10 protein-coding genes are annotated in these 14,591 nt (G+C 38.7%); 5 read left to right on the forward strand and 5 right to left on the reverse strand.

From position 1 onward, the window contains the following. Positions 1–26: 26 nt before the first annotated feature. Positions 27–1,244 (reverse strand): glycosyltransferase, encoded by a 1,218-nt coding sequence (locus tag AC07YT_RS04865; protein WP_494945189.1) that lies wholly within the window; start codon positions 1,242–1,244, stop codon positions 27–29. Between the two features lie 141 nt (positions 1,245–1,385). Here AC07YT_RS04865 and tgt point away from each other — a divergent pair, with 141 nt between their 5' ends. The 5 genes from tgt to AC07YT_RS04890 all read left to right on the forward strand — a co-directional run bounded on the left by tgt (position 1,386) and on the right by AC07YT_RS04890 (position 9,956). Beyond that, positions 1,386–2,516: a tRNA guanosine(34) transglycosylase Tgt gene (gene tgt, locus AC07YT_RS04870; protein WP_086547081.1), complete on the forward strand. Its 1,131-nt coding sequence runs from the start codon at positions 1,386–1,388 to the stop codon at positions 2,514–2,516. Between the two features lies 1 nt (position 2,517). Beyond that, on the forward strand, positions 2,518–3,621 hold the full coding sequence (locus AC07YT_RS04875) for an LptF/LptG family permease (protein WP_086547082.1): 1,104 nt from the start codon (positions 2,518–2,520) through the stop codon (positions 3,619–3,621). A gap of 2 nt (positions 3,622–3,623) precedes the next feature. Beyond that, the gene (locus AC07YT_RS04880; protein WP_086547083.1) at positions 3,624–4,502 is read left to right on the forward strand and encodes a DMT family transporter; all 879 of its coding nucleotides are present in this window, start codon (positions 3,624–3,626) and stop codon (positions 4,500–4,502) included. Positions 4,503–6,868: 2,366 nt separating this feature from the next. Then, a complete protein-coding gene (locus tag AC07YT_RS04885) occupies positions 6,869–9,673 on the forward strand; it encodes a hypothetical protein (protein WP_086547084.1) in 2,805 nt (934 codons plus the stop codon). 4 nt (positions 9,674–9,677) lie between these two features. After that, positions 9,678–9,956 carry a LapA family protein gene (locus AC07YT_RS04890; RefSeq protein ID WP_086547085.1) on the forward strand — a complete coding sequence of 93 codons (279 nt, stop codon included), beginning with the start codon at positions 9,678–9,680 and terminating at the stop codon, positions 9,954–9,956. A gap of 227 nt (positions 9,957–10,183) precedes the next feature. Here AC07YT_RS04890 and AC07YT_RS04895 read toward each other — a convergent pair whose 3' ends face one another. From AC07YT_RS04895 to AC07YT_RS04910, 4 genes are all read right to left on the reverse strand, one after another. After that, the gene (locus AC07YT_RS04895) at positions 10,184–10,477 is read right to left on the reverse strand and encodes a hypothetical protein (RefSeq protein ID WP_086547086.1); all 294 of its coding nucleotides are present in this window, start codon (positions 10,475–10,477) and stop codon (positions 10,184–10,186) included. A 147-nt stretch (positions 10,478–10,624) separates the two neighbouring features. Further along, positions 10,625–11,347: a pirin family protein gene (locus AC07YT_RS04900; RefSeq protein ID WP_086547087.1), complete on the reverse strand. Its 723-nt coding sequence runs from the start codon at positions 11,345–11,347 to the stop codon at positions 10,625–10,627. A gap of 153 nt (positions 11,348–11,500) precedes the next feature. Next, positions 11,501–12,181 (reverse strand): DNA alkylation repair protein, encoded by a 681-nt coding sequence (locus AC07YT_RS04905; protein WP_086547088.1) that lies wholly within the window; start codon positions 12,179–12,181, stop codon positions 11,501–11,503. A gap of 13 nt (positions 12,182–12,194) precedes the next feature. Beyond that, a complete protein-coding gene (locus tag AC07YT_RS04910; protein WP_086547089.1) occupies positions 12,195–14,444 on the reverse strand; it encodes a family 20 glycosylhydrolase in 2,250 nt (749 codons plus the stop codon). Between the last annotated feature and the right edge of the window lie 147 nt (positions 14,445–14,591).

Below are 14,591 nucleotides of genomic sequence, written 5' to 3' on the forward strand. Positions count from 1 at the left end.
ATTGCAATTACTATAGGATTATTGAATTATTTCCAGTTAACTTTTTTCTTGCCAAATAGGGCTAAAAATCCGTTCAGGGTTAAAAACAGAAACAAAAGTATGTCTAAAATCGGGAACCACCAACGCAAATCGCTATAGTTTAAGCGTTTCAGCAATTTTGGATAGATAAAACACCTGATGATGATGCTTAAGCCAAGGATTCCGAGCGCTACATATTGGACCTCACGACTAAAGAACATACATGCGGCAAAGAAAGCATAAAACAGAAACTGAAACACAATCTGAAGGCTCAAAATAAATTTATGTTTTGATTTATACAGCTTTCCGGCACCAAAATGACGTTTTTTCTGCCTCAGATAACCTCCCCAGGTACTGTTAGGTTCACTCCAAACATGACTGTCGCGGTGTAAACGGATTTCAGTATTGTATTTATTGGCATGTGCGTTTACGAATAAATCATCATCTCCGGATGGGATATGCATGTGTGCTGCAAAGCCTTTATTTTTGAAAAAAAGTGATTTTTTGTAGGCCATATTGCGCCCAACGCCCATATATGGCATGCCTTTTAGCGCAAAAGACAAATAATTTACCGCAGTAAAAAAGGTTTCGAACCGAATGAGTGCATTTAACAGACTTCTTTTCTTCAGATAAGGTGAATAGCCCAAAACGATCTCCGTATTTTCGTCGGCAGGTTGTTGCATATCCATTAACCAACGTTCGGAAGCTGGCGTACAATCTGCATCAGTAAAAACCAGCCAATCATACTTTGCAGCCTTTATTCCCATGGTTACCGCGAATTTTTTACCTGCTATAAATTTATCGTTATCTAAAATCTTAACTACTTTCAGGTTACGGTGTTGCTTTTCCAGTTGTTCAAGAAATTCTTCTGTACCATCCCAGGAGCGGTCGTTAACCACCACAATTTCGAATTCCGGATAATCCTGGTTTAATAATGTAGGCAGATACTGCGTTAAATTTACAATTTCGTTTCGGGCACAAACAATTACACTTATGGGTTTTTGGGCCGATAACGGGACTTCCTCGATGTTTACATTGGCCAATTTCAAATGAACAAAAAGTACATAGTAAAGCTGAACCAACAGGCAAAAAGCCAATATCGAGAGCAGAATAATTTCAAGCAGGGTTAATATCACGATGGTAAAATAAATAGGCGCAAATTTCTCATTTTTAATCTGTAAATCACTTTTATGTGGATAAAAAATTAAACAAAAATATGCCCTCAATTTTTGCTATTTTTGGCAGATTTTCGACGAGAAAAAACACATATAAACCGTCTGCCATCAAAATAATAATTAATTTAATAAAACGTATTTTGAAGGTGGTAAGCTCCAGCTAACAATTGGAGAAAAATAATATAGAAACAGATGAAATTTAGTTTACAGGCTAACGATCCACTATCTAAAGCCAGAGCTGGAACAGTAACCACTGCTCATGGCGAAATACAAACCCCTATTTTTATGCCTGTGGGCACAGCTGGAACGGTAAAGGCCGTACATCAGCGCGAACTTAAAGACGATATTGATGCTAAAATCATTCTAGGTAATACTTATCATTTATATTTAAGACCAGGTTTAGACATCCTTGAAAAAGCTGGTGGATTACATCAATTTATTGGCTGGGACCGCCCTATTTTAACCGATAGTGGAGGTTACCAGGTATATTCTTTAAGCAAAGTGCGTAAGATTAAGGAAGAAGGTGTTACTTTTCACTCACACATTGATGGGTCAAAACACCTTTTCACCCCAGAATATGCAATGGATATCCAGCGCACTATTGGTGCTGATATCATCATGGCTTTTGATGAGTGTACCCCATACCCATGCGATTACACTTATGCTGCGCAATCCATTAAAATGACACACCGTTGGTTAAAACGCTGTTGTGCACGTTTTGATAGCACTGAACCTAAATATGGTTTCGACCAGACCCTTTTCCCTATTGTTCAGGGTTCGGTATATAAAGATTTACGTATAAAATCTGCTGAATTTATTGCCAGCATGGATCGTGAGGGGAATGCCATTGGTGGTTTATCCGTTGGTGAGCCAGCCGAAGAGATGTATGCCATGACTGAAGTGGTGTGTAATATATTATCGGAGGAAAAACCGCGTTATTTAATGGGTGTTGGTACGCCGATCAATATTTTAGAGAATATTGCACTCGGTATCGATATGTTCGATTGTGTAATGCCAACCCGAAATGCCAGAAATGGCATGCTTTTTACGAGAAATGGTATTATTAACATCAGAAACAAGAAATGGGAGAACGATTTTTCTCCATTGGATGCAGAGAGCGATCTTCACGCTGATTTAGTCACCAGTAAAGCATATTTAAGACATTTAGTACATAGTAAGGAGATGCTTGGCGCTCAAATTGCTACCTTGCATAACCTACATTTCTATCTTTGGCTGGTCAAACAGGCCAGGGAAAAGATCATTGCTGGTGAATTTTACGAGTGGAAAAACAAAATGGTTAAAGTATTAGGCAATAAGCTATAAAATGAGTCTGTTAAAAGGGAGAATAAAAATCATCGATCAATACATTATCGGGAAATACCTGGGTACATTTATTTATACCCTGGCCATTTTTGTGATCATTATTGTCGTATTCGATTTATCGGAAAAGATGGATGATTTCATGAAAAGCGGTCTTAGTTTTTGGGGGATCCTCTCTAAATACTATGCAGGCTCCATTCCTTTTTATGTGAATATGCTTTCACCACTGATCAATTTTATTGCGGTAATTTTCTTTACCGCTAAAATGGCCGATCAGACTGAAATTGTACCAATTTTAAGTGGTGGCGTAAGTTTTAACCGCTTTTTATTTCCTTATTTAGTGTCGGCTACGATTATTTTCTCAGCCAACCTGCTTTCAAATCTATACATCCTCCCTTATACCAATACCCTAAAAAACAGCTTTGAGAATACTTACGTAAAGCGGAATGATCCTTCCACTAAATCAAACATCCATATGAAACTGGATGACAAAACCTATATCTACATTGACAATTTCGACAACAAAACGAATTCAGGATATCGGTTTTCTTTGGATAATTTTAGTGGAGATATACTCACCAAAAAAATCGTTGCAGAAAACATAAAATGGGATTCGCTGAAACGCAAATGGCAGCTGAACAATTACTCCATCCGTAAAATTGACGGCTTGAAAGAAACCATGATTTATGGCAACGGGAAGTTGAAGGATACCATTTTGGATATGCGTCCGGATGATTTTTCTGCATATGATAATGTAGTGCAGAATTTAACCACAAAGGAACTTTCTGACAAGATCAGGAAAGAAAGAATCCGCGGAACGGGGGTAATGAACGATCTTCAGTTCGAAAAATATAAACGTTATCTTCATCCGCTTTCTGCCTTTGTATTAACGCTTATAGGCGTAGCACTCTCATCACGTAAAGTACGCGGAGGGGTCGGTGTATCCTTAGGTATCGGAATCTTCATTAGCTTTGCTTATATCGTATTTAATCAGTTCACGCAAATGTTTTCTACTAAAGGGGGATTACCGCCTTTTGCTGCTGTTATTATGCCTACATTATTCTTTGGGTTATTAGGTTTTTACCTATTAAGAAAAGCACCAAAATAGCAATGGAAGCTACCAAAAAGAATTTACTGATCCTTCACCTTACGGTGTTGGTTTGGGGCTTTACAGGCGTACTGGGTAAAGTAATTTCTATCGATGCCGTGCCTATGGTATGGTACCGGGTTTTAATTGCATCCACCACACTTTTCGCCTGGTTTTTAATCACCAAAAAGAACATTAAGATCACCAAAAAACAGTTTATCCAATTCTTTTTAACCGGCGGAATTGTAGCCATTCACTGGATATTTTTCTTTCATGCCATTAAAGTTTCTACTGTTTCGGTCACTTTGGTATGCCTCTCTTCCTTCACTTTATTTACCGCAATTTTAGAACCGCTGATTAAAAAACAGCCGATACAAATGGGCGATATTTTAATCGGTTTACTCATCATATTGGGCATATACATGATCTTTAAATTTGAAGGTCAATATACCCTTGGGATTATTTTTGGTTTACTGGCAGCGGTAGCTTCGAGTCTTTTTTCCACAATAAATTCAACCCTGGTTCAAAAAAGCGAACCGTCTATCATTAGTTTTTACGAACTGGTAGGCGCTTTCTTCTGGATCACTTTATACCGTTTATATGATGGAACGCTGATAAACACAGCTTTCAACTTAAGCGCTAAAAACTGGTTTTATCTTGCTCTTCTTGGCACACTTTGTACATCTGTTGCGTACGTTGCCGGTGTTGCAGTAATGAGAACTTTATCGGCTTTTAGGGTAGCGTTAATTACCAATCTGGAACCCGTGTACGGAATCGTACTGGCCTTCATTTTCTTTCAAAATAAAGAGCAGATGACAGGTGGATTTTATATTGGCGCAACCATTATTCTGGCTTCTATTTTTCTATATCCGATTTATAAAAAAAGGAAAAACCAACTGTAAATACACCTTCGAGAATATTCAAGGTTTCGATAAAAACCATTTAAATTTCCATATAGCTTTATACCAACCGGATCAATTTTTCAATCGTTCCTATTGTCGCCTGCTCCTCTTTCCAGGTTATACAATACTTAAAACTTCAGCGTTAAATTTCCTTATAAAGACCAGGCAAAAACAAAAGGAGAAAGCTTATCACGGTTCATCATTTTAAGGTGAACCTGATCTCTCAAAGGCATCGAGATGAGCTTGTTTACAGATGCAAAAACAAATGAGTATACGCCGCAAACCGATACCTTACGATATAAAGATCTTGATGTTCAACTTTACTGCAAGGTCAGTTTCAATCACACCCTCAGAACAAAAACACAATCGTAAATGAAGAGAATGACGAGCATTAAAATGCAATATATTCAGCAGTATAAAATCGAAAACAACCACAGTTTACAACCATATTCTTAATACCTCATCACAGAAAATTCAAACACAATCTGCGGGATTCAAAACCTTAACTTTCTTAACTCCTTAATGATCAGAAAACCGTTATAGTTCATTTTCCCACTATGGAATGAAGGACAAGAAACATACTAAAAGAGCGATCCGGCATCATTCAAAATCATTAAACTAAAGCGAATCCAACAACGGAGTTTAATTACTTCACCCTGCATTTTTCTAGTAAACCAAGCAGACGCTCATTTATGTAATAAGATCAGATAAAGATCAACAAAACACTAAATAAACAACTTTAAAATTTGGCTATACCACACAAGATCAAGACCTACTTGTAAGCTTCACAGCCAAAAGCTTCCTACGATAAAAAACGCTTAAACACCACTAACCCACCCCCGATAACAAACCAGAATTGGAGTCAAAATACCGGAGAACTTAAATGTAAAAACCAATCAAATCAGCAGCTAAATTAAGTCAAAAATACCAGCTTTATTTTAAGCTACACCCAAGCTCATGACTAGCCTGTTTTTGCAATTATAAAGCCTCCAAAAAGAATAAAAATCTACGACATCATTTAGCAAAAATCCTCGCCCAATTAAACGGTAGAAAACTCAAAAAAAGCAGCTAGATAAGCTGATTAAAACGCTATAAAAAAACTCATCCAATTCAACGAAAAATACCACCAAAACAAGCAAGAAGAAAGGCCAAAAACAATACTCGATAGTGGTAATTGTTATGAAGTATTTTCTATTGAAATTTCACAACACCCTGAATTAAAGGCGCTATAGTAAAAGGTGATAACTTGTCTTAAAAGTTCAGTCTTCAATCGACAATGGTTTTGGATTTCATCAAAACCTTCTTTAGAAACACGAAAAATACAGGCCACTTTATGATTGCCAAGCGCAAAAATATGGACGAAAATCACGGCTATAAAACCAAATTTTAGCATGCTTTTCACCAGGTACGAGAGAAAAAGCAGTCCATTCTCAATTTTAAAAGAACAAAGACAAAAACAGTAAAAAACTGCTTTTAAACCACCATAAACAGCATTTTTTAAACAAAAATGAAATTCCATTTAAAATAACCTGAAAACACCATTATTCACGAATATCGTCAGGAAATCGCATTATAGGGCCAAATTATTATCGATTTCGGGCGCCTAAACAGCAAAAAAACATACAGTTTTCGTCTTTAAGATCAAATTTTAAGCAAGAAAATGGGCGTAAAAACCGTGCTCCAAACTCAATTAAAGCGATCAATTTTGGTAATCGGGCAGCCATTTCGCTTTCCGATTATTGATCAAAATCAGATAGCAAATACTGAAAACGAGTTAAAAGATCAACAACATACAAGCTAAATAACAGCTAAAAAATAAAGACATTTTGTCACCACAATCTAATCGAGCACATGCGCAAAAATTTTGAAGGCCGCATTCAACCCTTAACTTTTGCCTTAAAACCTGACAGATACCATGTGATGATTTAGCAAAATTCAGATCTGCTGAATTCAATTTTAAAGCAGATTATTCGAGCTAAAATCCTGACTGTTTTTCCCGCATTAAAGAGCCAAAAAATAGCAGCAAAACCTATCAAATAAAGACACATTTTAAGCCATTGCCTTTGCCTTGCCGATTTCTCAAAAACCATACACCAATTAAAAAAGGCGTTAAAATTTTCGAAGAAAATCGATTAATAAGTGTAAATTAAATCAATAAAATCAAAGCGATTAAAAATGCTGACTTGAGCACAAATCAGCCATAAAAATAAATAAAAATTAGAGATAAAACCAACAAATTAAGGATTTATATAAATTTCATTAAAATTTAAAAATCAACAACTTAAATAATTTCACATCAATTAAAAATTTACAAAAATCAGCAGTTGCAAATTTTAAAAAACTAAATATTTTAGCAAAGAATTTAGATGAATTTAAACATATCAAACAAGAAACTAATTATCAAGTATTTAAGTGCAATTACTTTAAGTTTCACATCACTATCGGTTTTTGGTCAGATTTTTAGCACTGCACAAAACCCACTTAGTGTAAAATGGAACTATATTTCTGCAGGGGGCTTTAAAATCATCTATCCGCAAGAACTGGAGAAAGAAGCCCAAAGAATGGCCAATACCCTACCCTTCATCTACCCGAAAATAGGACTGGGTTTAAGGCAGCAAAAAACCACCATTCCACTCCTCTTGCAGAACCGCGGAACTGTAGCAAATGGCTTTGTTCAGCTCGCGCCCAAGAAGTCTGAATTCTATGCAACCCCACCCCAGTTTTTCGACAGTCAGGATTGGCTAAATAACCTGGCGGTGCATGAGCTTAGGCACATTGCCCAGTTTGACAAATTGACAGGAACACAAGCACACCCCTTTCCTGAACTGGTTTACTTCGCTTACTTCGGGGCGGGCATCCCTACCTGGTTTTTCGAAGGTGATGCAGTGGTTAACGAAACCGCTTTGACCAATTCGGGCAGAGGCCGGCAGCCCAGTTGGATCATGCCTTACCGCGCTTCCATTTTGGAAGGCAAAAAAATATCATACAGCAAGGCCTATTTCGGTTCGAACAAAGACGTTACTCCCGGCTATTACCAAACCGGATATTTGATGGTATCGGATATGAAAGAAAAATATGGTCAGTTCATTTCCGACAGTCTACTTAGCGACATTAGAAAAAGACCGGTAAGGCCGTACCCCTTTTCGCAGAGCTTAAAAAAATTCACGAAACAAAACTCCAGAACTTACTTTCTTTCCACTCAAAACAAGCTTGCTGAAAAATGGAAAATACAGGAAGAAAAATCGGTTACAGAAAGCTATGAAAGCTTAAATAAAAAACCCGCTCTGGCAACGGATTATTTCCTCCCTGTACGGCTAAATAAAAACCAGGTTTTAGCACTCAAAGAAAGCAAGACTGATGCACGTTATTTTGTAGTTATTAACGAAGATAAATCAGAGCAAAAATTATTCGGAATTGGTTACCAGGAACAGCCATGGTTTACGTTAAAAAACGAGCTTTTGGTTTGGGATGAAATACGCTACGATCCGCGTTACAAACAACGGAGTTATAGCGTCATCTGTTCCTACAATTTAAAGACTAAAAAATTCAAAAAATTAAGCAGCAAAAGCAGGCTCTTCTCGCCCAGCCTTTCTAACGACGGGAAGAAAATCATCGCTTCAAAAGTGGAGCTGAACAATCAGTTTAATTTGGTAGAGTTAGATGCAGCTTCAGGAAAAATTTTAAAGACCTACCCCAATCTTGAAAACGAAATCCTGCAGACACCTTCCTTTGATGAATCAGGAAATAAGGTTGCCTATATCGGTGTAACTGAGAAAGGAAAAAGTTTATGGCTGATTGACGGAGAAAAAAAATCGCTGCTGATTTCGAACAGCAGGCAACAGCTCAGCCGCCCGGTTTTCATCAACAACAAAATTGTTTTCAATGCACACTTTAACGGCATCGACAATATCTACAGCATAGATCCTGTTTCGAAAAAAATCAATGCCCTTAGTGCTTCGAAATACGGAGCCTTTAACCCCAGCGAAACTGCTGACGGAAAAATCATTTTTAACAATTATAAAATCAATGGTTACGAAATTGCGGAGGCAGCCTTATCCGAAAAACCAGTCGGCGAAAATAACTTTGTCGATTTTTCGGCTGCTGCTGAAAAGCAGGAAAATGTGGGGAATGTTTTCGACAAAATTCCAGACAGCACCTACCAGGTTAAACGCTACCATCAAACCTTAAACCTTTTCAGCTTCCACAGTATTATTCCGGTTATCGACAACGAATATCTTTTCGGTCTGGAGCTGCAATCGAACAATCTGCTCAACACGATGGACTTTTATACAGGCGTAAAATACCATCGCGATTTAAAACGTTTTGAGTACACAGCAGACATCAGCTATAAGGCACTTTATCCTGTATTTAGTGTATTGTACCGCAACCGTCCGAAAAGAACGTTCTACAGAGCTAAAAACGCGACACAACAGGGCGATTGGAGAGAGAACTATATTAAACTTAATGCATCGGTTCCGCTTTCGTTTAATGCCCGCAATCAGAACTATGCTTTTACCCTAAATGCAGCGACCAGTTTTACGCAAAGGTACATGCCCGAAAACATGCCTACCGGTTTTATCCGCGAGCTCAAATTTCCGATGGAATATAATTTCACTTTCAACCACAGTGTGCGCACTACCGAAAGAGACATTGCACCAAAGTGGGCACAAGTATTCAGGGCAACTTACAATCACCAGCCTTTTGACAAAAACTTAAAAGGAGAAATCTTAGCGCTCGAAAGTTTCCTTTACTTTCCAGGCCTTGCAAAAAACCATTCCTTTTTGGCGAGCTTCAATTATCAAAAAGCAAGTGGGGTAAATCAGTACGCAACCGAGATTGCAACTGTTTATGGGTACAACAACATTTTAGCGAAAAGCACATTACAAAACAGCCTGCTTTTCAACTACCGTTTTCCCTTTGCTTTTCCGGATTGGGAGTTGGGGCCTTTAGCCTACGTCAGAAATTTTAGGGCAGGTTTATTTTGCCATTACGAAAACATTGGGAAGGGCACAACCTTTAACGATCCGAAAACTTACGGAGTAGAATTGAACACAAGTGTAAACCTTTTGCGCTATCAGCCTGTTGTAGATTTAGGAGCGAGATTGGTTTTTGTTAATCAGATTTACAATCAAAATCCGATATTAGAGTTTTCATTTAATTATAGCTTTTAAAACCATGAGCGCAAAAACAATTTCCATCATTATCCTGACTGCATTGCTGACCATATTTTTAATGGTGAATACCGAACCTGTTGATTTTGATTTCCTGGTTACCACGGTTCCTGTATCTAAACTTTTGGTTATTGGCGTTTGCATTATCATCGGTTTTATTATCGGTTTTGTGGTGGGTCGTCCCAGAAAAACAGTGAGCAGTTATGATGATGAGATCGAAAGAAATCAACCGGTTTCGAACAAAAAAGAATTGAGCGACGAGGATAGAGATTATATTAGCTAAGAGTTAGGACTAGCATGGTTCTACGATCTGATACTCAATAGCAAAATCGTCATCTCGACTGGAACGCAGTGAAATGGAGAGATCTGCTTCGATAGATCTCTCGGCTATGTTGCACTTCGCTCGAGATGACGGCGACTCAGGATAATGATCTTCTTAAACTTTTTCTCCATCACATTGATTTTTATCCAATAGATTATCTACCGAAATGACGGGTATTTTTTTCGTAGTTAAAGTGCTGACATAATCTCACCATACAACAAGCCACTGCCCCCACCATAATGCTGGATAATTTTCAACCCTGGTCTTAAAGCAAGTAGTTTGGTTTTTAGTTCGGCTTCCGAATGGGCTTCGATACCGTTTCCGAGTAAAACCAGATCTACCTGTTGTTCTTTACAAATGGAAATGGCTTCTTCATTTTTACAAACACATAAACCCTTCCATTCGGGCCGGGCATTTAACAAGCGGTTCATCACAGCGGTAATTTCTGTATCGCGGCCGATATAAAGTATAGTAGTTTGCATATTTTAAATTTAAGCAATATCGTTGTAGATCAAAAAAGTCGTCATTCCGACTGAAATACCAATTTTTTCATTGGCAGTAAAGCGGAGAAATACCTGATCTCTACTTCAGGATTTCTCCACTACAGTCGAAATGACGATTCTTCTAAATTAATTCAATTCCATCGGAACGTCCATCAATAAAACCTCTGCATCTGCAGTATTGGCTTTAAAACTGATGCTGTCGGTATCCCAAACACCTAATCCATCTCTTTTGCTCAACACCTGTCCGTTAATGGTAACTTCTCCGCTGATGACGAAAGCATAAACTCCGTTTCCAGCTTTTTTGATTTGGTATGTGGTTTCAAAACCTTCATCAAACTTTCCTAACGAAAACCAGGCATCCTGATGGATCCATACACCGGCATCATCCGCGTTTGGCGATAAAATCTGCTGGAAGTTATTGTGCCTTGCTGCAACATCTAAAGTTTGCTGATCGTAACGTGGGGTAACGTTTTTCTGGTTCGGAAATAACCAAATTTGCAATAAATTTAATTGTTCATCTGCATTTGCATTAAACTCGCTGTGGCTAACTCCTGTTCCGGCACTCATTACCTGAATTTCTCCGTTTTTAATTACGGCTGAGTTACCCATACTATCTTTGTGTGCAATTGCACCAGCTAATGGAATGGTAATAATTTCCATGTTATCGTGTGGGTGCGAGCCAAAGCCCATTCCACCATCAATACTGTCGTCATTTAAAACCCTTAAAACGCCGAAGTGCATCCTTTCCGGATTGTAGTAATTAGCAAAACTGAATGAATGGTGTGCATCTAACCAACCATGATTAGCATGACCGCGGGTGTTTTCTTTGTGCAAAATAAACTGTGACATAAATTTCCTTTCTTATTTATGATACAAATTTACAGCAGCGAAGTTTGGCAGACGTTGATGTAGGGTAAGAAAGTTTAGGGCGAAGCGTTGGGCGTGGGGCGTTTAGCGTGGGGCGTTTGGCATTTGGCGGTAAGCGGTTTAAAACCTGATGTACTAAAGGCCGTGCTTTGCCAGTACGGCATCGCTATTAAGCTCCCTCAAGGCATCTAAAGCTACCCAGTTTGCTTTTTTGTTGTTTTGAGCAAGGATATTGTTGGCGGTTTCAATGGCATACTCATGCAGAAAAACATTTCGTTTACCAATCTGCCTCAGTGCCCAGTTGATGGCCTTTTTAACAAAATTCCGGTTATCGTAAGCCTCTCTTTCAATAACCGGAAGAAAACTTAAAAAAGTTTCGTTGGGTTCTTTTTTAAGGTGTACAGCCGCCTCGGCCATTAACACAAAACCGGTACGTTTCACAAATTCCGCTTCGGCCTGGGCAAATTCAAAAACCTTCGACTTAAAATAAGGTGTTTTAACGAAAAGATTTCCGCAAGCCTGATCACATATATCCCAGGAGTTAAAATCTTTCGTCCAGGCATTTATTTGCGCTTCTCCGACTTCTTTATAATCGCCTATAAAGGTTGCTAAAAGCCGGGCTTCATGAAATCCAGTCTCCCAAAGCAGTAAAGAGAGGTCCTGGTTTTTACCAATCTGCTTGCCCAGCTTGCGGATGTTGGGCACGCGAATACCAAAAGCCCTGGAAGTATCGATTCCAAAATGAGTCATCTTTTTTAAATACTCAGGCTCACTGATGGCTTCCAACTCGGAAAGAATAAAAGCAATGTCGTTCATCTTAAAAAAACCGTTACTCTATAAAAAAATCTGCAGAAGATACAGCCCTACGTTTTCCTGCATTAATGCTGTATTCCAGCTGCAGGGTATATCCGCCGCCGCCTTCCAGAAACAAAAGTTCAAAAGGATGGTAGCCTTTTTTCAACGCAATTTGTGCGGATTTTTCGATGGCAAAGTGCATTCCATCATTATCAATTAATGTTTTATTTTGCATTTTAAGCACACTTCCATCGTCAGAACGGAGAAAGAACGAATAAATACCATCTTCGGCTGCATAAAAGAAACCTTTATGGCGCGTAGCAAAACTTCCTGCCTTATCTTCCACCGGAATTTCGATAGCCGCTGTGGTTGCGGTTTTCGTTTTATCAGCCTCTGCGATTAAATTTACAACCTTGTAAAATTTCGGATAATAGCTAAAATTCAAACCTGGTTTTGGATTATTCAGCGATACGGCATCCACATAATCGGTTTGTACATAATTGGCAGTAAAAACATCGCCCATCCTTCCGCCAGCACCAAATATGGCCGCTTTTATCGTCTGGGTTCGATCAATATAAATGGGTTTAATGTATGTTGGAGAGCTGATTTTTGGTGTACTTCCATCAGTGGTGTAATGCACGATAGCATTTTTGGGTGCCTCGATGTTAAGCGCTGCCGATTTCAGAAAAACATTATTTTCGGCAAAACCTTTAAGATCAGTAAAACGGTAATTGATATGCATCGCATCTAAAACAGCAAACTGCTGATCCATTTTCCGGCTAAAGGTTTCGAAATTCTGTTGATGCCCCCATAATACTTCAGCCATCGCTAACATGCGCGGAAAAAGCATATATTCCAGCCTTTGTTCTGAAGGGATATATTCTGTCCAGAGATTGGCCTGCCCACCTAAAACATATTTTTGTTCGTTTGCGTTAAGACCAAAACCAGTTGGATTGAATCCATACACTTTTTTCAGCGAATGTGCATCCTGTTGTGCATCAAAATAGCAAAACTCTCCGGGAGTCATAATGAGTTGATTTCCTTTTTCTGCCGCATGTTTAGGAGCTGTTGGCACCCAGGTGCGCCAATACATCATGGTGGCCGTTGGCGAAACGCCACCATCTAAAATCTCATCCCAGCCAATTAGTTTTTTGCCCATGCTATTGAAATATTTTTCCATGCGCTTAACAAAATAACTCTGGATCTCATCAATATTTTTAAGGTTTTCGCGCTTCATTAAGGCCTCACATTCGGGTATATTCTTCCAGCTACTTTTTTCAACCTCATCTGCTCCTAAATGAATATACTTTGAGGGGAACAAGCGTGCTACCTCTCTGAAAATATTTTCAGCAAATTCAAAAGTAGTTTCCTTACATGGACAAATGGGATCGGTAAAGCTTTTTTCCCTTTGCACTGATCCGGTTGAGGTTAGCCAGGGGAACAGTTTTGTTGCGGCTTGCATGTGGCCGGGCATATCTATCTCAGGAATAATTTCTACCCCTTTACCAGCTGCATATGATACCAGTTCTTTGATCTCCACCTGCGTATAAAACCCACCATACATTTTTTCTCCATCGATCATTTTAAAATGTTTCTCCGGAATATTGTAATCGGGATTGGTAGCAGCCAGTTTTAAACAGGCAGAATCCTGGTTATTTAATTTTCTCCAAGCCCCTTTTGCCGTTAGCTCAGGGTATTTCTTGATTTCAATTCGCCAGCCCTGATCATCGGTAAGGTGCCAGTGAAACTTATTAAACTTATAAAAGGCTAACCGGTCGATAAAACGGTGAAGATAATCGATATCAAAAAAATGACGGGAAACGTCTAAATGGATACCACGCCATGAAAACTTCGGCTGATCATTAATTTCTAATGCGGGCAAACTCCAGGTATTGCCAGTTTTAAAAGCATTGGCAGCCGCCAGCTGTTTAAGGGTTTGTACTGCCCAAAAAGCACCTAACTTATCACTTACGGCAATGGTTATTTGTGTTGGGGAAATACGCAAGCGATAGGCCTCTGGCTTTAGGTTTGCATCCTTGGTAAACAAAATTTTATTGGCAATGCCATTTGCCCTGGCTTTTTTAAGCAGATTGATCTCCCGGATGGCCATTGAAAAAACACTATCCGTATTTACTGAAATGGCGGTGCCGGCAGAAAAAATAAAGTTACCTTTTAAGAGTTGAAGTGATTCAGGTTGCGGGACCAGGCTTACTTGTGCGAAGGTAAATTTAGCAATAAGAAAAAATGCTAAGCCAAGCACAAGGATAAAATTATTTAATTTCATTAAAGTTATGTTTTGATCAATTGATCAAATATAGTTTTTTCGATGAAAAAAGTTCATTACCATCCACCGGTTCTATTTCCATTTGAAACTTACGCTATGCGCGAGCAATATAACCAATCCTTAACACCGCCTGAGGTTTAAGTTTAC

This window comes from Pedobacter sp. GW460-11-11-14-TSB4 (genome assembly GCF_059423705.1).